The sequence below is a fragment of the Anaerocolumna aminovalerica genome (genome assembly GCF_900115365.1).
GTDB classification, from domain to species: Bacteria; Bacillota; Clostridia; order Lachnospirales; family Lachnospiraceae; genus Anaerocolumna; species Anaerocolumna aminovalerica.
On the sequence record NZ_FOWD01000001.1, the window covers coordinates 1 to 24,683 of the forward strand.

Annotated in this window: 21 protein-coding genes and 1 pseudogene; 15 read left to right on the forward strand and 7 right to left on the reverse strand. The window is 32.9% G+C overall.

From position 1 onward, the window contains the following. Window positions 1-126: pseudogene (locus tag BM183_RS21420) on the forward strand (IS256 family transposase); the annotation flags it as partial. Window positions 127-312: 186 nt separating this feature from the next. Here BM183_RS21420 and BM183_RS00005 read toward each other — a convergent pair. From BM183_RS00005 to BM183_RS00025, 5 genes are all read right to left on the reverse strand, one after another. Continuing rightward, window positions 313-1,170 (reverse strand): hypothetical protein, encoded by an 858-nt coding sequence (locus BM183_RS00005; RefSeq protein WP_091683329.1) that lies wholly within the window; start codon window positions 1,168-1,170, stop codon window positions 313-315. A 192-nt stretch (window positions 1,171-1,362) separates the two neighbouring features. After that, the gene (locus tag BM183_RS00010) at window positions 1,363-2,688 is read right to left on the reverse strand and encodes an amidase domain-containing protein (protein WP_091683331.1); all 1,326 of its coding nucleotides are present in this window, start codon (window positions 2,686-2,688) and stop codon (window positions 1,363-1,365) included. Window positions 2,689-3,102: 414 nt separating this feature from the next. Continuing rightward, the gene (locus BM183_RS00015) at window positions 3,103-5,328 is read right to left on the reverse strand and encodes an ABC transporter permease (RefSeq protein WP_091683333.1); all 2,226 of its coding nucleotides are present in this window, start codon (window positions 5,326-5,328) and stop codon (window positions 3,103-3,105) included. A 2-nt stretch (window positions 5,329-5,330) separates the two neighbouring features. Beyond that, the gene (locus tag BM183_RS00020; RefSeq protein ID WP_091683335.1) at window positions 5,331-6,002 is read right to left on the reverse strand and encodes an ABC transporter ATP-binding protein; all 672 of its coding nucleotides are present in this window, start codon (window positions 6,000-6,002) and stop codon (window positions 5,331-5,333) included. Between the two features lie 181 nt (window positions 6,003-6,183). Continuing rightward, a complete protein-coding gene (locus tag BM183_RS00025) occupies window positions 6,184-6,396 on the reverse strand; it encodes a hypothetical protein (protein WP_091683337.1) in 213 nt (70 codons plus the stop codon). A gap of 510 nt (window positions 6,397-6,906) precedes the next feature. Here BM183_RS00025 and miaB point away from each other — a divergent pair. The 4 genes from miaB to BM183_RS00045 all read left to right on the forward strand — a co-directional run bounded on the left by miaB (window position 6,907) and on the right by BM183_RS00045 (window position 11,663). Beyond that, a complete protein-coding gene (gene miaB / locus BM183_RS00030) occupies window positions 6,907-8,358 on the forward strand; it encodes a tRNA (N6-isopentenyl adenosine(37)-C2)-methylthiotransferase MiaB (protein ID WP_091683339.1) in 1,452 nt (483 codons plus the stop codon). A 240-nt stretch (window positions 8,359-8,598) separates the two neighbouring features. Then, entirely contained in the window at window positions 8,599-10,131 is a 1,533-nt protein-coding gene (rny, locus tag BM183_RS00035; RefSeq protein ID WP_416386051.1) for a ribonuclease Y, read from the forward strand. Between the two features lie 232 nt (window positions 10,132-10,363). Continuing rightward, a complete protein-coding gene (locus tag BM183_RS00040) occupies window positions 10,364-10,804 on the forward strand; it encodes a DUF6323 family protein (RefSeq protein ID WP_091683343.1) in 441 nt (146 codons plus the stop codon). Next, the gene (locus BM183_RS00045; RefSeq protein ID WP_091683345.1) at window positions 10,788-11,663 is read left to right on the forward strand and encodes a DUF6179 domain-containing protein; all 876 of its coding nucleotides are present in this window, start codon (window positions 10,788-10,790) and stop codon (window positions 11,661-11,663) included. Before BM183_RS00040 ends, BM183_RS00045 begins: the two co-directional genes overlap by 17 nt. Window positions 11,664-12,131: 468 nt before the next feature. Here the strand turns inward: BM183_RS00045 and BM183_RS00050 are convergent, their stop codons facing one another. Continuing rightward, window positions 12,132-12,842: a M15 family metallopeptidase gene (locus BM183_RS00050; RefSeq protein ID WP_091683347.1), complete on the reverse strand. Its 711-nt coding sequence runs from the start codon at window positions 12,840-12,842 to the stop codon at window positions 12,132-12,134. A gap of 258 nt (window positions 12,843-13,100) precedes the next feature. Between BM183_RS00050 and BM183_RS00055 the strand changes: the two genes are divergently transcribed. The 4 genes from BM183_RS00055 to BM183_RS00070 all read left to right on the forward strand — a co-directional run bounded on the left by BM183_RS00055 (window position 13,101) and on the right by BM183_RS00070 (window position 17,224). Next, window positions 13,101-14,045 carry a LysR family transcriptional regulator gene (locus BM183_RS00055; RefSeq protein ID WP_091683349.1) on the forward strand — a complete coding sequence of 315 codons (945 nt, stop codon included), beginning with the start codon at window positions 13,101-13,103 and terminating at the stop codon, window positions 14,043-14,045. Window positions 14,046-14,664: 619 nt separating this feature from the next. Beyond that, window positions 14,665-15,714, forward strand: coding sequence for a methionine ABC transporter ATP-binding protein (locus BM183_RS00060; protein ID WP_091683351.1), 1,050 nt, complete (start codon window positions 14,665-14,667; stop codon window positions 15,712-15,714). Continuing rightward, window positions 15,704-16,366 (forward strand): methionine ABC transporter permease, encoded by a 663-nt coding sequence (locus BM183_RS00065; protein ID WP_091683353.1) that lies wholly within the window; start codon window positions 15,704-15,706, stop codon window positions 16,364-16,366. Before BM183_RS00060 ends, BM183_RS00065 begins: the two co-directional genes overlap by 11 nt. A gap of 27 nt (window positions 16,367-16,393) precedes the next feature. Beyond that, complete coding sequence (locus BM183_RS00070; protein WP_091683355.1) at window positions 16,394-17,224, forward strand: MetQ/NlpA family ABC transporter substrate-binding protein; 831 nt, start codon at window positions 16,394-16,396, stop codon at window positions 17,222-17,224. A gap of 205 nt (window positions 17,225-17,429) precedes the next feature. Here the strand turns inward: BM183_RS00070 and BM183_RS00075 are convergent, their stop codons facing one another. Then, window positions 17,430-18,596, reverse strand: a complete 1,167-nt coding sequence (locus BM183_RS00075; protein WP_091683359.1) for a galactokinase — start codon at window positions 18,594-18,596, stop codon at window positions 17,430-17,432. A gap of 300 nt (window positions 18,597-18,896) precedes the next feature. Between BM183_RS00075 and BM183_RS00080 the strand changes: the two genes are divergently transcribed. From BM183_RS00080 to BM183_RS00095, 6 genes are all read left to right on the forward strand, one after another. Then, window positions 18,897-20,525 (forward strand): putative polysaccharide biosynthesis protein, encoded by a 1,629-nt coding sequence (locus tag BM183_RS00080; protein ID WP_091683747.1) that lies wholly within the window; start codon window positions 18,897-18,899, stop codon window positions 20,523-20,525. A gap of 83 nt (window positions 20,526-20,608) precedes the next feature. Then, window positions 20,609-20,842, forward strand: a complete 234-nt coding sequence (locus tag BM183_RS00085) for a hypothetical protein (RefSeq protein WP_091683361.1) — start codon at window positions 20,609-20,611, stop codon at window positions 20,840-20,842. A 141-nt stretch (window positions 20,843-20,983) separates the two neighbouring features. Continuing rightward, window positions 20,984-22,843 (forward strand): DNA helicase RecQ, encoded by a 1,860-nt coding sequence (gene recQ / locus BM183_RS00090; RefSeq protein WP_091683363.1) that lies wholly within the window; start codon window positions 20,984-20,986, stop codon window positions 22,841-22,843. Window positions 22,844-23,085: 242 nt separating this feature from the next. After that, a complete protein-coding gene (locus BM183_RS21755; RefSeq protein ID WP_170847834.1) occupies window positions 23,086-23,262 on the forward strand; it encodes a hypothetical protein in 177 nt (58 codons plus the stop codon). A 72-nt stretch (window positions 23,263-23,334) separates the two neighbouring features. After that, window positions 23,335-23,415, forward strand: coding sequence for a hypothetical protein (locus BM183_RS21760; protein WP_139221459.1), 81 nt, complete (start codon window positions 23,335-23,337; stop codon window positions 23,413-23,415). A 711-nt stretch (window positions 23,416-24,126) separates the two neighbouring features. After that, entirely contained in the window at window positions 24,127-24,333 is a 207-nt protein-coding gene (locus BM183_RS00095; RefSeq protein WP_091683365.1) for a hypothetical protein, read from the forward strand. Window positions 24,334-24,683: the final 350 nt, after the last annotated feature.

The window sequence follows — 24,683 nt, forward strand, 5'->3', positions numbered from 1 at the left end:
GACAGTCTGCTAAAAATGCTGTATCTGGCCACGATGGACATCACGAAAAAATGGACAGGGCACCGTCAGGACTGGGGACAGATTCACTCCCAGTTGGAGATATTCTTTGAAGAAAGGTTATCCTAAAAACGGAAAAATTAAGGTATTAAGACTGCCGAAGGGGAGTTTTACTTGACAACCCCAAAAACAGATTTATAATACAAGCATGGGCAAGAACCACAGAAAAATGGCCTTGCCCATAAATAACTATTAAAATTTTATGTCAGTTTTTTGAGTTTACACGGACTTTGAAACGGTCTCCAGTAAATACATTTACTTTTCTAAAGGATTTGAATAATCTAATTCCGTTAGTTCTTTCTCCTCAATAGTATCACCTTGAGAATTCACGGCTTTGTATCCTATAACTTGAGGTCCTTTTGATAAAAAAGCAATAAAAGGTTTTGGACTTTCAACTTGAATATCATAGTCCTCTGCATTTGTGAAAAGCTTAATTTTACAAATATCTGAATTCATCCATTTATCTTCTATAAGATCGTATTTTAACTTTTTTACAAATCCAAAACAAATGGGGTTATTTTGATTTACTACTCCCAAATATACATTTTGTAATGAAAGAATTTGAGGAGCATCGGAAACATTAAGAATTTGAATTTTTTCATTTAACATAGTATACTGTACTAAGTATATACCATCAGCAAAGTCGTAACCAAGCGTTAAAACCATACTGTAGTAATCATCATTATTTTTTTCCGTATGCAAAACTCTCATATTTTCCCTCATTAACATCCAATAGGAAAGATATTCGTGTAAATCATCTAAAAGTACGGTTTCTTCTTTAGATTCAGGAATAGAAAAGTCAAATCCCCATTTTTCTTTATACATATCATTATTACTTAATAAAAGTCCTTTTTGAGATATATAAGTTTCAGCTTGTGAGGTTGAGATTGGTAAAGTAAGCTCTTTTTCATCGTATGATAAACTGTGTTCCTGGTATATTTTTTTAATCTGCCAATCTAACATTAATTCTCTTGCTTCCTGGATTGGATTCTTTTCATACGTATTTATAGATTCCCCAGGTAATTTTGATGAATCCGTAGCCTTATATTGGCACGATGAACAAAAGATACTTAAAACCAATATTAAAACGATGGATAAGAATATTCTTTTCATTTTTCTCACTCTCTTTCAAATAATTAACTAGTCATAATAATAAATTGATATCTATAAAGGCTGCTGTAAATATAGAACATTTTAATACTTTTTATATCATTTATGTATCATATAAAAATATGTTATCCAGAATTCTTTTTGTAAAAACAATTTTTTAGTAAAGGTCAGAAAATACCATTATTACTTATATACTTATTTATCAAACTGAGCCGAATTAAAAGTCAATTTTCTCATATAACAATCTGCCCCGCCCCAACCAGAAATTAGATCAGAAAGTGCTCTTGTAGTATTTTTAGAATGTTGTGCAACTATTATGTTATTATAGTCATCACTAAATTTTGGACTTGAAAAGATTACATATACAGAGTGACGATATTTGGCATCACCGCTCCTCTTAACTTGCAACACATCACCTGAAGAAATAGCGAATGCTACCAAGTTTTTATATACTGAATTATTGTTGCTTCCACTAGCTCTTGGACCTGTTCCAGAATTTAAAGTTGCAAAATTCCATAAATCATTAACGCTTTCCCAAGGTGTTCCTGCTCCATATTGATGTCCAAACCAATTTGATAGAGTTGTTGAAGGCATCATGCGTACTCTATTATTAATATTATTTGTCATTGTTGTTATACTATCACCTGGATTCCAACCTCCATATGCTGCCCAAATACATTGAGAAATAAAATTAGTGCAATCTCCACCGTCACCAGCAGCAGTATAAAAGCAAGGATTATTTGAATATGCATATTCATTTGCATAAGCTACTCCGTTAGCACTATTATAGCTATATTGACTTGCCCTTGTTTTAAGTAGCGGTGGCTGTATTATGTTTGGCTCTTGTGATACTAATTCATTAGTTAATTCAATCTGCATTAGCATATTATCTACTACGGTATTGATATCATTAATATTTATATTTTTCACCTTATGATTCGTTACATCCATATCAATGACATTTTCATAATTTAATGTTGATATAAAATCATCAAACATTACCTCATCAATATTAAATGATTCAATTAAATAATTATTATCAACACTTTTTATCCTAGCATCAAAATTAATATTGTCCTGTCTTCCCTCCAATCCATTTGTGTATGTGTATTTTAAGTTAAAACTACCATGAATAAGTATATTCTCTGCATCTTTAACATAATCAACATTTAATAAATTATAATCATAGCTTGACCATGATGTATGCATTACCTGTGATTGTTTTATTCTCCATCTTAAAAATTGGTTATAAAGAATAGTATTATCACTTTCATAAAAAATATCTCTAGTTTCAACGTCATTTCCAGTAATAAGAGCATTAAACTGTCTTGTTAAAAGATGATTACACAAGTTTAAAGCAGTGGTCTTTTCACTCTCTTTTAAGTATTGTTCACTTATATCTGTGGTTTGATTACTTTTGGATAGATTTTCTTCAGCTAATATTATTTTCTCAGGTAGTAATATAAAAACAAATAGTAGTATTGCTAAAATTACTTTACTTGCATTATTTTTTTTATTCATATAATTTTCCTCCTGATTGTAATAATAATTGTTATAGTAATTATGCTGTTCCACCAAATACCGCTAAAAGAACTTATTTCTATTATCAGAATAAGAATATTAAAGGATATCCTAAGAAGCGAGCATCAATGATTAGTCATATTAAAAAAAATTTGTTCTTTATCTTTGTAATTTCATTAATCTCCCCCTTTCATGTAATTGCTAGTATTTGGTATATCCAATTATATCACAGAATATAATAGTTATCTCAGGGTGTTGAATTTAATATATATATTTGTTAAAACTTACAGTTTTTCACCCAAACACAATTAATAACCTCCCTCGCTTATGTACATAATCATATTTAGATTGTTTTCTACATTGAAATATCATTTTTCCTAGATATTGTTCTTACATATTTAATAATACCCTATTTTATATCTCATTTATCCGAACACCTTCAACAATACTTATTTTTCTCATTAATAAATTGATAACACATTCTGATAGTACTGAAGCAAATATAAGAATCAGTATTCCTATAAATAAACCCAACCAAGGAAATGACCAGGAAACATTATACTCAGTTAAATATATTTTTTGAATGAATAAGGAACATATAATTCCTACAGCAGTTCCTGGTACCAATGCTTTGATTGAATTCAATAAACTTTCAACCTTTTTCATTTTCCTGATGGATTCCGGTGTCATACCTATTGAAGAAAGAATTGAAAATTCTTTAATACGTCCATGGGCTATCGTCCATGTGACAATAAAATTGCTGAACATACAAATAAATAACAAAATTATAATTAATCCGGTCAATAAATACCGTATACCTGTAATACCTGCCTGGTCTCCTCTGATTTGTTCATCATAATTATAAATATTTCCGTGCACCTGTGTCTGCTTATCCAAGTAAGTGGATGTTGAATTTTCCAATACATCTGCCTCATCTACCATTCCGCGTAAAATGACATTATGGGTTCCCACATCTCTTTCTGCAAATGGACGACAGGGCTCTAATGATAAAAAAGTATCTTCAGACACTAAGATTACAAGACTAGTTGGTGCATCAACCTTAGTATATTCCGGAGAATAATCTATAACAGCAGCTATCTTTATATCGATAGCATCATTAGGCTTACTTAATTCTAAGTCAGAAACATGGGTAGAATAAACAGGAAGTATGTCCCCGGTCTCCAAATGATAGGGTCTTCCTTTTTCTTGCACTCCGTCATTTCTCCATGTACGCTCATCATTAATAAAAATACCTGTATTTCCGCTTAAGGTATTTTTATCGATACCTTCCCTATTACAAATGGAATTAAGGGTATTTTCATCAACAGATAAAAGAACAGCATCTGGCTGCCTTCCGGATCCCTGAAACAACCCGGAACCATATCCTGTTTCAGACAACGGAAGAGGGTTTCGCAGTTCAAATGCAGTTTGGCGAATTAAGCTTAACTGATTATCTGAAATCTGCACAAGTTCATTTGCAGTTTGTCCTAGAAGTTTACTATCATCACAGGAAAGGTGAATATTAATATTATAGTCCATTCCGCTATAAGTCATAGATATCACATCATTTGTGTAATGGCTGAAACTGGACAACACCATACATAAAGCAATATTCACAGACATTGCCATCAAGACAGGATAGTAGCGGCGTTTAAAACGTTTATAAGTTTTATATGCCAGTTGTCCTTCTATTTGAAAAAATCTTGATATAATCTTAGTTGCAAAATTAGAAAGAGCAGAATTTCTGGTTTGTTTCTGTTCCCATTTTGATATATGTATTTGTTGATTCTGCCGTAATGCCTCTATTGGCCTGATCTTTGCCGCTTTTTTAGCTGGCGGATAGGTTGATACCAAAATAATCCCCCCAGAGGCGATTATTATAGCAATCATAAATGGAATGGATATCACTATCTCTACAGGAGGAAACTTTTCCAGTCCTTTCAGCATAGCATCTAACCTACTTCTGGATAGATCTAACAGGTAAATACCAAACACTAAGCCAAAAGGCAGGGCTATTAAAATATATATCATACTCTCAAATAAAATCATTCTGCTGATTTGACTGCCGCTTGTACCAATACTGGACAAGAGTGCAAAATCCCGTTCTCTTTGAAATGCAGATATTTTCAATACTGCTCCAAGGGTTAAAACAGATGCCAACGTTATAATCGTAATAATAATTATAAATATAAGTAAAAATGCATACATACCATTTTCTTTGCATAAATCACCGTATGAGACTAAAAGCTCCCAATTATGATCTTGATATATGGAATCAAGTGAATATTCACTTAACTTATCTTTCATAATTCTTGTGGTAAATAATCCGGGTTTATCTACAGTTACAAAAAGTACTGCTTCCCTATCCTCAGTGTCAAGAAAAACTTCTGAAAACCAAGAGTCCTTTTTAAAACCTTCTTCTAATTCTTTAAGTTTGTTTGCATCTTCCGCAACAAATTTATAGTGATACGTACCAGATGTGTCAATAGCCCAACGCCGCAACACATCTTTAAAGCTGGCGGCAAAATTAAATATTGCGGATAATACTGCAATTATTAAAATGGTCATAAAAAATGTAAGTAAAGTCTGAATAAAATGTTTCTTAATATGGCGGAGAGTAGATATAAATAAAATCTTCATATTTACACCACCTTATCTAACGCAATATGTCCATCTTTCATAAATATCCGGCGTTTTGCAATACTGCTGACATTTTCATCATGGGAGACCATAATAATTGTTTGATCATAATTTTCATTTGCTGCTCTTAATAATGTCAAAACTTCTTCTGTATTTTCACTATCCAAATTTCCTGTTGGCTCATCTGCCAATATTAGGGAAGGTTTTGACATTAACCCACGTCCTATGGCCACACGCTGTTGCTGTCCGCCGGATAATTGATTTGGAAGATGTTTTCTGCGTTCTGACAAGCCAAGCAATTCGAGCAAGGACATAAGCATTGCTCTATCTATTTTTTTACCATCAAGCATTAAAGGTAAAATTATATTTTCCTCAACAGTCAAAGTGGGTATCAAATTAAATGACTGATAAATCATACCAATATGTCTGCGCCTAAAGATTGCTTGTTCTGATGGCTGCAACTTATTAATATTTTTCCCTTCAATAAATACATTTCCCGAAGTGGGAATGTCTACTCCTGCCATCATATGAAGCAATGTTGATTTTCCAGAACCTGATGGCCCCGTGATTGCAAGAAATTCGCCCTTCTTTATTTCAAGATTCACATTATCTAACGCTATTACTGTGGAATCACCAATTTTATATATTTTCGTAAGATTTTGAATTGTTATCATGTGTAGTGTACCTTTCTTATACAATTTATCCTGTCATAATTCTAACATGGGCTATTCCATTGGATCTAACATTTTTAGAAATTATGATAGTAGGCTTTCTATAATATTATACTATCATAGAAAGCCTAACATATCACTTATTGTATAATTATAACTTTAACTAATTATAATGGTCTATAAATTAAATTTGATTACCGCTTTCACTAATTCTAATTGTTACGGAGCAATCTCTGCTTAAGCCAATAACATTAGTAACGGTAAAAGAAAATGTAACATAAGCATATTTGTTAAATATTCCTGCATATCGGCCGGTACCGGAAGTTGTGCTAACATTGGAAGTAGTGGCATTTGACGGTATATGGTCCCATCCACCGCTTGGACTACTAACGCTCACATCTCCATTACCCCATGTAAAATATCCTTCTGCATAATAAAACGTTGATCTGCTTAAACCATTGTCCCAAGTTAACTCTTTTTCATAATTGCCGATATTACTGCATCAATCATACCACAAAATATCATTAGCACCCCAAGTTGTTGAATTTGGTGTATATTTTTGTTGAAACTTACAGTTTTTCCTATAATCAAAATCTAATTTAATTAAATATTGAAAAATACATCTATTACATTAGGATTTTTGGATAATGTAAAAATACTATCAAACCTATCAAAGGCAATGACAAATAAGGCCAAGGACGTTTAAAGATTAATGATATCTTGATTTCTATTCGGCCCTTCCTCCAATCATAATTAATAATTTATTTATATGTTTTTACAAGATTTTTCACATATGATACTTCTTTGTTTATAGCCATTTACATTAATATTGAAATATTATTCTTAATACTATATAATTCTATATGATATTTAAGAAATTTAGTTTAACGAAAGTTGAGATTATATTATGGATACAATTAGCATTGATTTAAATAAAATAAGTACAGCAGGAGAAGCACCAGTTAATGAACCTGAAAGACAGTATTATTTTATGGCGAAATTAAAGGAATGGGTAAAGCAAAAATCAGAAGAATTAGGCAGACCCCTTACCTTTATTACACAGACTTTTGGCTGTCAGATGAATGCGAAGGACTCTGAAAAATTAGCCGGTATATTAGAAGAAATCGGTTATGTAGAAACAGATACGGAAGAAGCAGATTTTGTAATCTATAACACCTGTACGGTTCGTGAGAATGCCAATACCAGAGTATATGGGAGACTTGGGTTTTTAAACAGCCTTAAGAAGAAAAATCCGGACATGCTTATTGCATTGTGCGGATGTATGATGCAGGAAGATGTGGTAGTTGAAAAGATAAGAAAAAGCTACCGTTTTGTAGATATCATATTTGGAACCCACAATATCTTCAAACTTGCAGAACTCTTATATAACAGACTACAGTCTAAACGAATGATTATTGATATATGGCAGGGAACCGATCAGATAGTGGAAGATCTTCCAAGTGAAAGAAAATACAAATTCAAGGCCGGTGTAAATATTATGTATGGCTGTAACAATTTCTGCAGCTATTGTATTGTGCCTTATGTTAGAGGAAGAGAGAGAAGCCGTAATCCAGAAGATATTATCAAAGAAATTAAAGATATGGTGGCAGATGGCGTAGTTGAAATTATGTTACTAGGCCAGAATGTTAACTCTTACGGAAAAACCTTGGATAAACCAATGACATTTGCAGAGTTATTATTAGAAATAGAAAAAATAGAAGGTTTGGAAAGAATTCGCTTTATGACTTCCCATCCAAAGGATTTATCTGATTCTTTAATAGAAGTAATGAAGAATTCGAAAAAAATCTGTAACCATCTGCATCTGCCCGTACAGTCAGGAAGTACCAAATTATTAAAAGCGATGAACCGCAAATATACAAAAGAACAATATTTAGATTTGGTAGATAGAATAAAAACTGCTATGCCAAACATATCTTTAACTACAGATATTATTATTGGATTCCCCGGAGAAACAGAAGAAGATTTCTTAGATACTTTAGATGTGGTTAGAAAAGTGAGATACGACAGTGCTTATACTTTCCTTTATTCAAAACGTACGGGAACACCGGCAGCTGTTATGGAAACACAAGTTGAGGAAGAAGTTGCAAAGGAAAGATTTAATCGCTTATTAAAAGAAGTACAGGATATTTCAGCAGATTTAACAAAGAGAGACGAAGGAACTGTACAAACTGCTTTAGTGGAAGAAATAAACAACCAAGATTCATCTTTATTAACAGGACGATTAAGCAACAATGTATTGGTTCATTTTCCAGGATGTAAAGAATTGATTGGAAAACTAGTTGATGTGAAATTAGCAGAATGCAAAGGTTTTTATTATTTAGGAGAATTAGTAGAATAAAGATACAATATTGCTAATTTACTTTCTATGTATTTGTTATAAGATAACAATGTGAAGCATAATTTTAAAAAATTTATTAAAAAGCACATTAATATTCGTGAAATAGTGACATAATGCATAAAATATTAGTTACTATACTTGACATATTACTAAAAAAAGTATAAAATTTATATGTTGTATATTCGTACAATGAAAATTAAATAAGGAGGTGCTCCTGTGCCAGAAGAACTCAAAATAGTGATCGCTATTTTAGTTACCTTGGTAATAATTGCTCCTCTTGTTTGGAAAATTGCAATATCCTATCGTGTGAAAGTCGTAGAGGCTAAGATAGGTTCCGCAGAAGAAAAAGCAAGGGAAATCATAGATGAAGCTTTAAAAACAGCTGAAACTAAGAAGAGAGAAGCCTTACTTGAAGCAAAGGAAGAGTCTTTAAAGACTAAGAATGAGCTTGAGAAGGAAACTAAGGAAAGACGAGCAGAATTACAGCGTTACGAAAAACGTGTTCTTACAAAAGAAGAAACCTTAGATAAGAAGACGGAAGCACTGGAAAAGAAAGAGGCTAAGCTCACTGCAAAAGAATCAGAGCTCGACAAAGTAAGAGCAGAAGCAGAAGAAATGCACAGCAAGCAATTGCAGGAGTTAGAAAAAATTTCTGGACTTACCTCCGATCAAGCAAAAGAATATCTTTTGAAAACTGTTGAAGACGAAGTAAAACATGAAACGGCGATGTTAGTAAAAGAACTTGAAAACAAAGCGAAAGAAGAAGCTGACAAAAAAGCAAAGGAATATGTTGTTACAGCAATTCAGAGGTGCGCAGCAGATCATGTGGCTGAGACAACCATATCCGTTGTTCAACTTCCTAACGATGAGATGAAAGGCAGAATTATTGGTAGAGAAGGACGTAATATACGTACTTTAGAAACCCTGACCGGTGTAGATTTAATTATTGATGATACTCCGGAAGCTGTTATCTTATCAGGTTTTGATCCAATCAGAAGAGAAGTTGCAAGAATTGCACTTGAAAAATTAATTGTAGATGGCAGAATCCATCCTGCAAGAATTGAAGAAATGGTTGAGAAAGCGCAAAAAGAAGTTGAAGTCATGATTCGTGAAGAAGGTGAAGCAGCAACTCTTGAAGTAGGTGTTCACGGAATTCATCCAGAGCTTGTTCGTTTACTTGGAAAGATGAAATTCAGAACAAGTTACGGACAAAATGCATTAAAACACTCTATTGAAGTGGCACAATTATCCGGCTTACTGGCCGCAGAAATTGGTGTCGATATTAGAATGGCTAAGAGAGCCGGTTTATTGCATGACATTGGAAAGTCTGTTGATCACGAAATGGAAGGCTCACATATTCAGATAGGTGTTGAGCTATGCAGGAAGTACAAGGAGTCTCCTATTGTTATTAATGCAGTAGAGTCACATCATGGCGATGTGGAACCTACCTCATTGATTTCATGCATAGTACAAGCTGCAGATACAATTTCAGCAGCAAGACCTGGCGCTAGAAGAGAAACATTGGAAACATATACTAACAGACTAAAACAGTTAGAAGATATTACGAATAGCTTTAAAGGGGTAGATAAGTCATTCGCAATACAGGCAGGTAGAGAAGTTCGCATCATGGTTGTGCCGGAACAGGTTAGTGATGCAGACATGGTTTTGCTTGCACGTGATGTATCAAAACAGATTGAGGCCGAATTAGAATATCCAGGTCAAATTAAAGTAAATGTAATCAGAGAATCTCGTGTAACAGATTATGCTAAATGACATTAAATAAGAAAATTAAGATGGTTGAAAACCTTAAATAAAGGTTTCAGCCATCTTTTTATTTTGATTTTATTTATGTTAATGTAAAAAAACTTTATGCAAAGATATTATCGCATAAAGTTTTTATATTTTATACTTATATATTACCACAAAATGGGGAAAATTTCAATACTTGTAATAAAATTAGTTTTTTTGTATAATCATTTAATCTAATTCGAAAGGGATGGTTTTAATGGAGAAGGATTTCTTTGAAATGATTGTTAAACAGAAACAAAAAGAAGAACTGGATAATGTAATGTTGTGTAATTCCTCAACAGAAAAGTTCGGGGTTAGACTAACAGAACAGGATGCATTGCAACTTCTTAAAAGCAGAATCAGCAATTTAAGAGAGCAGGAACGTATAGAATTTGGTGAAGGAATATTACCAAAATTAATTGTTGCTTTCTGTGACTCTCCTTATATTTATCAGGATAATTATGTACCTGCACTGGAGGCCCTGCAGGAAATATTTTATGAATACAAAAATGAAACGCTGGATGAATTGACCGATGATGAATTAATTGAATTTATGAAAGAGCATTTTGATGGAGACTGTCAAGGATCTATTGAGTATTTGGAAGATACCTGTCTTGAAAAATTAGCAAGGAAAATTAGGTATGGATATGAGGAATAATTTAACGGATATAAAAAGTTTTGAAATGGGAGAGCTCCTTTCAATTGTTTCAGATTTATCCAAAAAATATACCAGTATGGAAAGCAGCTCTATTACTTATGATAAAGCTAGAATGTTAATGGATTCAGTGCTGTACTGTTTGGATGAATATAATAAGATTCCAGAGGAAGATAGAGAATATACAGATGAAAAAATGAATACAAAAAATTTATATGAACAAGGCTTACAATATGTTTATAAAAAGGTGCTTAAAAGTAAGGAACTTTACGAAGAAATAATTAGAGATTTTCATTCTTACAATTGCAGAAATTATTATGATACCATAATTAATGGTATACCAAATTTCTTTCTATGGTATGACCCTGTATTTAAGCCACAAGATCATATTTTAACCTTAGATTATCCTACTATAAAACCATTAAGCAATTTATGTGGGGTAGATGCAATATATCAGTACCTGTGCAGCATAAAATCAGAATGGCAATTTCTTAATGCCTTTCCTGATGAGACAATTATGGCATTGCTTCATCGAATGATGCCTGATTACGAGGAGTTATTTCTTGACAATGTCTGCAGTCAGGTTTTAAGAAATGCAATTGCATGTATGATAGTTGAAAAACCATTAGGAATGCTGAAAATCGAGGCAGATGACTTGGAAATTATAAAGTCTTTTTTCAATCTGAAGTCCAGAGAAAGTATAAACAGCTCCATTCAAATGATGACAAAACAGATAGTGAAACATGGTTTTTGTTCAAATGCCTTGCTGCTTGATTATTTATTACTAGATTCTGAGGATTTTACGATACTCCTTGAAAATGCTATAAAATATGATACATTAGAATATATTTTTCCGCAATAGGAGATTTCGTGAGAATTAAAATTTCTATTTTTAATTTCCATTAAATTTATAATTAGTAATAAAGATATTGCATTCATTGTAAAATTATAGAGAAGAAACTTTATTGTAGAAATCAAAAAGATATTAAGATTTTTTTATAACATTCAATAGTTTAAATTAGAAAACCTACGTGGGTTTACTAAGAATTTAAACGGTTAAATATTACTCTATGATTTATATAATAAGTTTTGAAATTATGTCAGCTTTTGAGTTTACAGGGACTTTGAAACGGTCCCTATATTAAAGGGTTTCACATTGTTATTATATATATCGCAATGTGAAACCCTTGATATCCTTAGCTAAGTTTTTAGCTTTTTAATGAAGTTCACCCTATTACTATATTTTGTAGATTAAAAGCTTCCATATGTAAATAAATTATCTATGTTTATGTTTGTTCCCGTATTTGCTAAAACTCTAATTTTCTGTATATCATAAGATTTGATTTAAATATTCTTCAAGGCAAATTCCATTTTCATATATTTCTTTTGCCGCTTCTTTACCTACATAGCGATAATGCCAGGGTTCATAATTTATTCCTGTAAGATCACTTTTATTTTCAGGATAACGTAATATAAAGCCATATTTATAAGAATTTTCCATCAGCCATTTTTGCTCAGGTGTATTTTCCTGTTCTTTGTCTAAGATTTGATAGCTTTTTGCAACAATATCAACTGCTAGCCCAGTTTGATGTTCACTGGTTCCAGGTACAGCAACCCATTTAGCAGCTTCTACTGCCGCCTCCTGATCAGAAAGACCATTGCTTAAATATTTTCCGATTTTGTTTTCAAATAACGATTTTTGTTTTTCCAGTGTTCGATAGGAAGAACAGATAATAGGAGATAACCCTTCCCTCTTTGCAGCTTCCAACATCATTTCAAGATCATCAAAAATTCGTCTATCAACAGAGTGGCCATTACGAAAGGATTTTGTCTCCACAGTAAAATTTTCAGGCAATGTATTCCATGGATTTGCAAGAATAAGCTGCCAATTTGTATCGGATTGGGATGCATAACTCAAATTAGATTTTCTTTCAAGAAATAAATTGCTGATTATGAAAGAACCAATAACTATTACTATAAATCCAAACAATAGTGTAATTGTTCTTTTTTTCCTTTGTTCGTTACTATATTTGGTGTCCATTTATATCTTCCTCTTCTTTCGCAGACTTGTTTTCTATCTTCCTTTGAAATAGTTGTATCTTATAACTTACCTTGTTCTTTGTCAATGAACTTCACTAATTCTTTATTAAGGATTAAGAAAATATTAATAAGAGTTATGGAAATACTCTATCTGAAGACTGATTTAATACAATTTTTGTGTCAAGTATATGGTTTATATTTTTATTCTTATTGGATTCTGCTATAATGTTAACATAACAGAAGTAGTGGAGGTGAAGGGATGACATTACAACAATTACGATATGTAATAGAAGTTTCCGGAATAGGTTCTATGAGTGAAGCAGCCAAGCGATTATTTATTTCACAGCCAAGTCTTTCTAATTCCATTATGGAACTGGAAAAAGAGCTTGGAATACTTATATTTATCAGGACTAACAGGGGAATTCAATTATCAGTGGAAGGTACAGAATTTCTTGGATATGCCAGACAAGTAATAGAACAAATGGAATTATTGGAACAGAAATATGTGGCTGGTAAACTCCACAAACAAAAATTCAGTATATCTACCCAGCATTATTCTTTTGCGGTAAAAGCTTTTGTTGACTTAATCATGCATTTTGGAATGGAAGAATATGATTTTGCCATTCGGGAAACCAGAACTTATGAAATTATTGAAGATGTTAAAATGTTAAAAAGCGAAATAGGTATTCTATATCTTAGTAACTTTAATGAGAAGGTAATTACTAAGCTATTAAAAGAAAATGAATTAGACTTTGAATTGCTTTTTACTGTTCAACCACATATATTTGTAAGTTCCAGAAATCCTCTGGTAAAAAAGTTTAAAGAGAACCCGGATTATAATAACGGAAAAGGTGTAACATTGGAAGATTTAGAGGACCTGCCTGTTCTTCGTTACGACCAGGGAGTGAATAATTCATTTTATTTTACCGAGGAGATATTAAGTACATTGGAGCACAAAAAGTCCATCATGGTAAATGACAGGGCAACTTTATTTAATCTGCTCATTGGTTTAAATGGTTATACCATATCTACCGGAGTTATTAGTGAGGATTTAAATGGTAAAGATATTATATCTCTACCTCTTGATGTAGATGAAACAATAAGGGTAGGAATGATTACTCATAAGAATACAGTCCGAAGCAGACTTGGAGAAATCTTCGTAAGCAGCTTAAAAGAAAATATAAAAAGCGATGGTTTGGTATAGCTTTAAACTATATCAAACCATACTTTTTTCATATTTTACTAATAGATTGAATTGATATATACTAAGTACAATTAAATGGTAAGCAAAGTTAATATTATATTATTAAATTACTTGTTTATAAAATGAAACAGGTATGTTAATCTGCTTTCAATAAATGAGACAAATCCCAATATTAAAAAGTAAGGAGAAAACAAGCATGAGATACAAAGTTAGCCAATCTAACAATATGAATATGATGATGTGCTGTGGCCATATGTGCGGAAGCATGTATATGGCTTATTGTTGTGCTTGTTATGATACCTGATTGCGTAGTTAATTATATTTGTAAATATAAGAGACAGGTACATAACGGTATCTGTCTTTTTAATTTGCGTGAAGGTAAGTAAAGTAAGCTTTGTTGCAAATTTATTTGCAACAATACGAACCCACCTGCCAACATTAGAAACGGGCTAAGCCAAGTTTCTAATGTTTGAATAAAGTTAATTATGGGCCAATAAACATGAGAAATAGACGAATTAGGTTTCTGGCTCTTTAACTAGACAAAGGATGTCTTGAACAAACATTTATTTTGAGCAAAATTAACGAAGAAACTAAATATTAAGATAAGAGAAGGTGTGAAATGGAAGGAATCATTGAAGTCAGAAATTTGACAAAGACTTTTCAAGATAAGAACAACAAAGTAGAAGCACTGAAAGACATTAATTTATCCATCCATAAAGGAGAAATATTCGGAATTATCGGAATGTCTGGAGCAGGAAAAAGCACACTGGTAAGATGCTTAAATTTTTTAGAAAAACCAACTAGCGGTATCGTATCAGTAGATGGTAAGGATCTATCTAAGTTAACAGCAAAAGAACTGCGAAATAAACGTATGGAAATATCTATGATATTCCAACATTTTAATTTACTTATGCAAAAAAGTGTACTGGATAATATCTGTTTCCCATTATCCATTGCAGGTGTTAATAAGAAAGAAGCAAGAGATAGGGCCTTGGAGTTACTTAAGATAGTAGGAATGGAAGAAAAAGCAGGTGCTTATCCGTCCCAGTTATCAGGAGGACAAAAGCAAAGGGTTGCCATTGCAAGGGCATTGGCGAATAACCCCAAGATATTGCTTTGTGATGAAGCTACCAGTGCATTGGACCCTCAGACAACAAAATCCATACTGGAGTTATTAAAAAACATTAATGAAGAATATGGAATAACTATCGTAATTATTACCCACGAAATGGCAGTGGTTCGGGAAATTTGCAGTCATGTTGCAATTATTAGTAATGGCACTCTGGCTGAGGCAGGTAAAGTGATTGATATATTTACAAGTCCTAAGACGAAAGCAGCAAAAGACCTGATTCTTCACGGTGATGAGAACATATCCAATGAATTAACGGATACTTATAAGGATGCAACTATTAAGCTTATGAAAACAAAGCGTTGTATCAGAATCGTATTTAGCGAGAATTCTTCCTTTGAACCGGTTATTGCTAATATGGTTCTAGAACATAAAGCACCTGTTAATATTTTAAAGGCAGATACAAAGAACATAGGCGGAATTGCCAGAGGAGAGATGATTCTGGGACTCCCGGAAGATGAAGATACAGCAAGCAGAATGATCGCATATTTAAAGGGCAGAGGTCTTGCGGTAGAGGAGGTATCAGATTATGTGGACTAGAGAAATAATTAAAATGCTTATGGAAGGTATTTTTGATACCTTGTATATGACCTTGGTTTCCACCTTTATGGGCTATGTAATCGGCCTTCCTATGGGAATTGTATTAGCTGTAACGGATAAGCAGGGTATAAAACCAAATAAGTTCATATATAAACTTTTGGATTTTATTGCAAATGTTATAAGAAGTATACCATTTTTAATTTTATTGATTGTTTTGATTCCATTTACCAAATTAGTTGTAGGCAGAAGTTATGGATCTACAGCAACTATTGTGCCGCTGGTCATTGCAGCTGCTCCCTTTATAGCAAGATTAGTGGAATCCTCCATACAAGAAGTGGATAAGGGAGTTATTGAGGCAGCAGAAAGTATGGGTGCTGGAACATTCACAATTATAAGGAAGGTTTTGCTGGTTGAAGCAAGAACATCTTTGCTTGTAGGAGTAACTATAGCTACAGGAACTATATTAGGATATTCTGCCATGGCAGGTATTGTAGGCGGTGGCGGACTAGGTGACATTGCTATACGGTATGGGTATAACAGATACCAGTCAGATATTATGCTAGTAACTATTGTGTTATTAATTATTTTGGTACAGTTGTTTCAGGGACTTGGAATGATGCTATCAAATAAATTAGATAAAAGAAAAAGATAGATAGTAAAGAAAGTGGAGGGAAATTTTATGAAAAAGAAATTATTTGCAGTTATTTTAACACTATCCATAGCAGCAGGAACTTTAGCAGGCTGCGGTAAAAAAGAACCCGTAAAAACCGGAGAAGAAAGTAAAACTATTAAAGTTGCAGCATCAGCTACGCCTCATGCAGAAATTTTAGAGCAGGCCCAGATAGCTCTTAAAGAAAAAGGGTGGGAGCTTGAGGTTACCATATTTGATGATTATATTCAGCCGAATAATGTGGTAGAAAGCGGTGAATTTGATGCAAACTATTTTCAACATATTCCATACCTGGAAAGCTTTAATGAAGAACATGGTACTCATTTAGTGAATGCAGGCGGTATTCATTATGAACCATTTGGTGTGTATCCAGGAACAAAGGCAGATTTATCTACATTAGAAAATGGTGATGTAATAGCCGTACCCAATGATACTACCAATGAAGCAAGAGCTTTATTATTACTTCAGGATAATGGAATAATAACTTTAAAAGAAGATGCAGGACTTACTGCTACTGTTAATGATATTGTTGACAATCCTAAAAACTTAACTATTCTGGAACTAGAGGCAGCACAGATACCCAGAGTAAAAGACGAGGTGGCATTTATCGTATTAAATGGAAACTATGCATTAGATGCAGGATTTTCAGCGGCAAAAGATGCTATTACTTATGAGAAGGCTGATTCTGAAGCAGCTAAAACTTATGTGAATGTGATAGCAGTAAAGGAAGGTAATGAAAATAGCGAAGGTATTAAAGCATTAGTAGGAGTATTGACTTCAGATGAGATGAGAACATATATTAATGATACTTATGGAGATGCCGTTATTCCTTCAAAATAAGATTTTGTAAATAATTTTAGTTAAATGATATATATAAATACCTATCATTAGACTCCAAGAAGCGAAAAATCTCAACTAAAAAGGATTCTTCGCTTTTTGGATCTAATAATATATCAGGCTACGAACATCTTAAACTCTTTTGGAATGAAATACATTTTTAATTTCTTACTTTCACCTTGGTATGACTACGCAAAATCTTCTTCTGCTAGTCTATTTTACAAGGCCCGTCCCCAATATCTACAACATAGAAATCAGCTTTATATCCGATTTCATCTTCATATATCTTCCCAACATTGTATATAAAAGAATCAACTTGATCCTGGTCCAGGATACTTACTGTACATCCACCAAAACCTGCTCCGGTCATTCTGGAACCGATAACTCCTTCTTGCTCCCAGGCTGCTTTCACTAAAGTATCCAGTTCTTTGCCGCTTACTTCATAGTCATCTCTTAAAGAAATGTGAGATTCCTTCATTAACTGGCCAAACAGGGTAAGGTTATGGTTCTTTAATGCAGATACTGCCATTACGGTCCTTTGATTTTCGTATACGGCATGTTTCGCACGTTTTCTGCAAACTGGATTTTGGATAAAGTGTTTGATCTCTTCGAACTCCAATTCTTTTAAATCTCCAAGGGTTTGTATGTCAACAATTTTTTGTAAATCAAGAAGTGCTGATTCGCATTCTTCCCGTCTTTCATTATATTTGGAATCACTTAATTCTCTTTTTCGATTGGTGTTAGCAATAATAATTTTTTTATTATTTAATATAACCGGTGCATATTCATATTCCAAGGTGTTGGTATCTAAGAATATTCCATGATCTTTCTTTCCCATGGCGATTGCAAATTGGTCCATAATGCCGCAATTCACGCCGATAAATTGATTTTCAGCAGTTTTACAGATCTGAGCCAGTTCTACCATATCAAAATCAAGGCTGCATATAGATTTTATTATGTATCCGGTTAATACTTCGATAGATGCAGAAGAGGATAGGCCGGATTGATTTGGAATATTACCATAATAAAGAATGTCTAAACCTTGAGGTATTTTGTAACCTTTTTCTTTTATAGCCCAGAACACTGCTTTCGGATAATTAGCCCAATCATCTTCTTTGGAGTATTTGATGTCTTCTGAATTTGAAGTTATGATTCCAAAATGTTCATAATTCATGGAATAAAAGCGCAGGGTATTACTGTTATTTTTTCTCACTGCTCCATAAGTTCCGATGGTCAGAGCACAGGGGAATACATGACCCCCATTATAGTCGGTATGTTCACCGATTAAATTTACACGTCCCGGTGAAAAGTACAATTCTATTTTTTCACCATCACCGAAGATTTCATTAAATTTTTGGAAAAGTTGATTCTTCATATGGATCCCCCATTCTATATTTATGTTTTTTACTATAAATATTTTGTGAAAGTAATGTTTAAATACAAATAAAAGTGTAGATTTGATTTATTTGATTATTAATATATATCTTTCAATCTAATTCTAAGTGAAAGAGTTCTAAAAAACAATGTTTTTCTTGACTTATCTATTAAATTAGAGAAATATTTGCATGTAAATGCGATTTCGTGTATTGGAATTTTCAATTTATGTGTTAAAATAGTAGAACGGGAAGAAACAAAAATAAATATTTATATTAATACTGAAAGTTGGAACATCCTGATGATAAATCAAAAGAAAAAAGACAGTTTTATTAAACAGGCAGGAATTCTTGCTATGGCAGGAATTATTTGCAGAATTATTGGAATATTATATCGAAGCCCTTTGACCGGAATCATTGGGGATGAAGGAAACGGTTATTATAGTGTAGCCTACAATATTTATACCATTATTTTATTGGTATCTTCTTATAGTATACCTTCTGCTATATCCAAGGTAATAGCACAGAAACTGGCCATGAAGGAATATAGGAATGCACAGAGGATATTTTACTGTTCTATAATTTATGTAGTGGTAGTGGGCGGCTTGGCAAGCTTATTTACCTACTTTGGTGCAGGAATTTTAGTTCAGTCAAATTCTATTGGTGTACTTAAAGTATTTGCTCCTACTATATTTATTTCGGGATTACTTGGAGTACTAAGAGGTTATTTTCAGGCACATAGAACAATGGTGCCCACTTCGATCTCCCAGATTATAGAGCAGATTATGAACGCTGTAATCAGTATCCTGGCAGCTTACCTGCTTATGCAGACAGTAGCGGACTCTGATTCTACCACAATAGCTATATACGGAGCTACGGGAAGTGCCATAGGAACAGGTACAGGGGTATTGATTGCCTTTATATTTATGTTACTTGTGTACTTGGTAAATAGGAAAATAATCCATAAAAGATTAGAAATAGACACCCATAGTACTGTTGCACCTTACAGTGAAATCATAATTAGTTTATTGCTGACAGTTACACCGTTTATTTTAAGCACCTTCATCTATAATTCAACTACATCCTTGAACCAGACCATATATTCAAAGATATTAATAAACCTAAAAGGAATGGATGAGGTTAGTGTAACTACCCAATATGGAATATTTGCAGGCAAATCCGTTGTAATTGCTAATATCCCTATTGCAATTGCATCAGCTATTTCCTCAGCTGTGATACCAAGCATTGCAGGCTCTTATATTCAAGGTGATTTAACAGATACCAATCGAAAAGTCGATAAGGCAACTAAAACCACTATGATGATAGCAATACCGGCAGCAGTTGGACTTGCGGCTTTATCCATTCCTATTGTTCGGCTTTTGTTCCCGCAAAAGGAATCTATGTATCAAGCAGCGGGCTTATTGTGTGTTCTTAGTATTACAGTAGTATTTTATTCTTTATCTACTTTATCCAACGCTGTTTTACAAGGAATTGGAAAAGTAAATATACCTGTAATCAATGCTTTCGTTTCTTTGCTGATACAGACTGCTTTCTTAGTAATTATTTTGTTAACTACTAATATGAATTTGTATGGACTGGCAGTTGCATCCATTATATATTCCTTATTGATGTGCATATTTAATGGTATATCCATTCGTAAAAGTCTTGGATATAAACAAAACATGAGGAAATGTTATTTTATTCCCCTTCTTTCTTCTCTTATTATGGGTGCTGTGGCAGGATTAATTTATATGGGACTGTATACATTAATAAAGAGCAATGCAATTTCACTATTTGTTGCAATCCTTTTTGGTGCCATTTTATACTTTATTTTAATGATCAAATTAAGAGGTATCACTAAAAATGAGATAGAAGGTCTGCCAAAAGGTGCATTGATTATAAGAGTTTTTAAGAAATTGAGAATATTATAATAATATAAAAAGGCAACTGAAAAAGCCTGTACAATTTACAACTTTACTAAAATATTATACTTTTAAAGGAGGAATGAAAATCCATGATGAATCCGGCTAAATTATTTAAGATAAAAGGTGCCTGGGATAAATTTTCCCAAAACCACCCTAGGTTTGTTCAATTCCTGGGAGCAATAAACAGAGACGGTATTAAGGAAGGAACCATTATTGAAATCAATGTAGTAACACCAGAAGGAAAGAATATAAGTTCCAATCTTAAAATTACCCAATCTGATATTGAATTATTTAAGGAATTATCAGAAATCTCTAAAAGCTAATTATAACCTTAAAATAAAGATAGTTTTTATCCGGCTTTCCATACAATGTAAGAAAGCCGGAAACTATAGATTAAAATTTAATGATATGATATACTTATTAAAATTAATTACAGAACAGATAAAAAGTAAGGGGATTGGATTTTGGATAAGAAATTAAATATTTTAAAACAGTACTTTGGGTACGATGATTTCCGGGAAGGGCAGGAAATTCTGATAGATAGTATATTAGAAGGCAGAGATACACTGGGAATCATGCCCACCGGAGCCGGTAAATCAATTTGTTTTCAGATACCGGCATTAATGTTTGAAGGAATTACTCTGGTAGTATCACCGCTTATATCTCTAATGAAAGATCAAGTAAGTGCTCTTAATCAGGCAGGCATACATGCCGCATTTCTAAACAGTTCTTTAACCGCTAAGCAATATCAGTTAGCACTCCACAATGCCAGTAAAGGACAATACAAAATCATATATGTTGCACCGGAGCGTTTAGTAACGGAGGAATTCTTAGCTTTTGCCATGCATGTCAATATATCCATGGTTAGTGTGGATGAGGCCCACTGTGTATCCCAATGGGGACAAGACTTTCGCCCAAGCTACCTAAAAATAATGGAATTCATTGATAAGCTGCCGAAAAGACCTGTAATCAGTGCTTTTACCGCAACAGCTACCAGATTAGTAGTGGAAGACATTGCTGAAATCTTAAGATTACATTCACCTAAGATTTTGACCACGGGATTTGATAGAAAAAATCTCAGCTTTTCTGTACAAACACCGAAAGATAAGTACGAAGTGGTAAAAAATTATATTAGGGAGCATATAGCGGATAGTGGAATTATTTATTGCTTAACCCGAAAGGTTACGGAAGAAGTATGTGAAAGACTGAATAAAGATGGTATATCTGCAACCAGATATCATGCAGGTTTAAATGATGCTGAGCGAATCCGGAATCAGGATGACTTCATTTATGACAGAAAGCCCATTATGGTTGCAACCAATGCATTTGGAATGGGAATTGATAAATCCAATGTCCGGTATGTCATTCATTATAATATGCCTAAAAATATAGAAAGTTATTATCAGGAAGCAGGAAGAGCAGGACGTGATGGGGAACCGGCCGAATGTATTCTTCTATATTCCGGCCAGGATGTTGTAACCAATGACTTCTTTATTGAGAATAACGTAGAAAATGAAGAATTAGATTACCAAATGCAGCAGACTGTTAAAGAAAGAGATAGAGAACGTTTAAAAAAGATGACGTTTTATTGCTTTACTAATGAGTGCTTAAGAGATTATATTCTAAGGTATTTTGGAGAGTATGGTTCTAATTATTGCGGTAACTGTTCCAACTGTTTAACACAGTTCGAAGAAAAGGATGTAACTTATATGTCATCTCAAATCATTGGGTGTGTTAAAGCAAGTAATCAAAGATATGGTATGGTAGTCATTGCAGATACGGTACATGGGAGTAATACAGCTAAACTTAGAAATTATAAAATGGATAAAAATTTGTTCTATGGCAGTTTATCTGGTGAACCTCTTTATCGCATACGCCAGGTGATAAATCATCTAATACTAAATGATTATTTATATCTTACTAACGATCAATTTGCCGTGTTAAAACTCACAGAGAATTCTTTAAAGGTGTTAGAAAGTGAAACAACTATTATGATGAAGTTCCCAAAAGAAATAAAGAAAGAAGTTTTGAAGGAAAATACGGCTAATAAGAAAAAGAAATCCAGTTTGGCAAAGGGTAAGAATCAGGACGAGATAGAAGTAGATGAAACACTTTTTGATAAACTTAGAGAACTTCGCTTAAGTATAGCAAAAGAAGAGAAGGTTCCGCCTTATATTGTATTTTCAGATAAGACTTTAAAAGAGATGTCTTTTAAAAAGCCAGTAAATGAGGAAGAAATGCTGGAAGTGTCTGGTATAGGTAAGTTTAAGTTTGATAAATATGGAGAGAAGTTTATAGACGTTGTAAAGACATATAAGCAGTGAAAAAAAATATAATATAAAAATGGCTGTAAAAACTGCCATTCCAATGTAAATCAGCATAGTTGAATTCTAAGATAAGAATATCTTGAAGGTGAGATTCTTTGACGTAGAATTTGGCTATGCTGAATTTGGCTAAGCATGAGTTTGTGTAAGGATTAAATCATCATTTCAGGGGAGTATCCCAAAGTTTGTGTAAACCTTCAAACTGATGTAAAATAAAATTACTCAGTTTGGAGGTTTATTTTATGGCGAAAAGAAGAAGGGACGAGTATCCCGAAAGACAGGCTCTACGTGAAATGACTAATGGATATCTGAAAGAAAATCCTGTTAAAAATGGAACAGATTTCAATGCTCTCATTCTGTTATCCTGGAGGGAAGTCTGGACTGAGAAATGGATGAGGAATAGGTTACTCAAAGTATGATTTTCGAAACAAAGAAACAGATAACAGTAGAAATGGTTATAACACAAAACATTACATACCAGCTATGGCTACATGGAACTGGATGTTCTCCATGACCGTAACGGAGAGTTTGAACCTAAAATTGTAAAGAAATATCAAAATACCTTAACCTAGGACATGGTGGAGAAAATCCTCTCCATGTATGCCAAAGGTATGACTACCGGTGATATTGAAATAGCTATAAATGGTTACATTTGTGACTCTATATTTACTGCTCAAGTACGATACTGAACTTATACAGATCAGCAAGAATAATTTTTCGTGTCCATACTTATATACTAACACCAAAGAAACTTATTAAGTTATTATTTATAATTTCACTATAAATAAAGCACTTGACATATAATGGAAAGTATGGGAGAATTAAATTTAAACATACAGATTGCTTCAAGAATCAATTATATTGATTTTTAAATAGATTTAGTAAATTTTATTTCTGGCTTTATTCAGTTTTCTAATCATATATACATCTCACAGATAATGAATCACAAATTATTAGTAATTAAAACTATGACATTTCCGATATTTTTCAAAACTCTAGTGGAAGTATTTTAAATAATATGATACTAATATTGAATGTTTTTTCTGGATTACATGGCTTCCGTCTATTAGCTGGAAGTTAGCGATAATAATAATTTTATCTGTACCTTTAAAAATTACCATTGTTAGTATTTTTACCAATAAGCGTAATAAGGTTATTGGTAATGTAATGTCTGCATATGAAAACCTACATACATGGTTATCTTGTATATGGAATGAGTAGTCCCCCTTAGAAAAGGTTACATAAAATTATTGAAAAATTGTTAGATTAGGAGGTAATAAGTTATGAAAAAGCAGTTAAGAAAAAGAAATAGAAATATGCAGGTGGAAGCTTATTGGATAGACGCTTGTGATTGCTTTTGGTGTACAATCTGTTCATGCATTACCGGTTTTGTAAAAACGGTAAATGATGTATCATCAAATCGTTATGAAGCGCGCAGTATTACAGAAACTACAGGTCGTACACCATATGGTACGAAAACAAGTTCGTAGCAATGAGTATATTGTCTAAATTTATCTATAATGAGAAGATTTTAAAATCATATAGAAATAAAGGGAGTAATCTATTTGTTATATGGTTTTTGAACTGAATTTGTAGAATAAAATTATTAGACTTTCATTATCGAAGGTATATTATATCAATTCAAAGGCACAGAGTGTAAATTGTTCTAAGGGGGCTATGCTTTATATTCAAAAGGATTGGTTGGTATATGTCTAAAAACTGAAAAGATAATTTTATGATATACTCAACTGTAGTTAGGAACATAAAATCGACATAATTAAATTTTACGAAATGTTCCAACGAATGAATTATACATAAAATTAGTGTTTAAATCTTTATT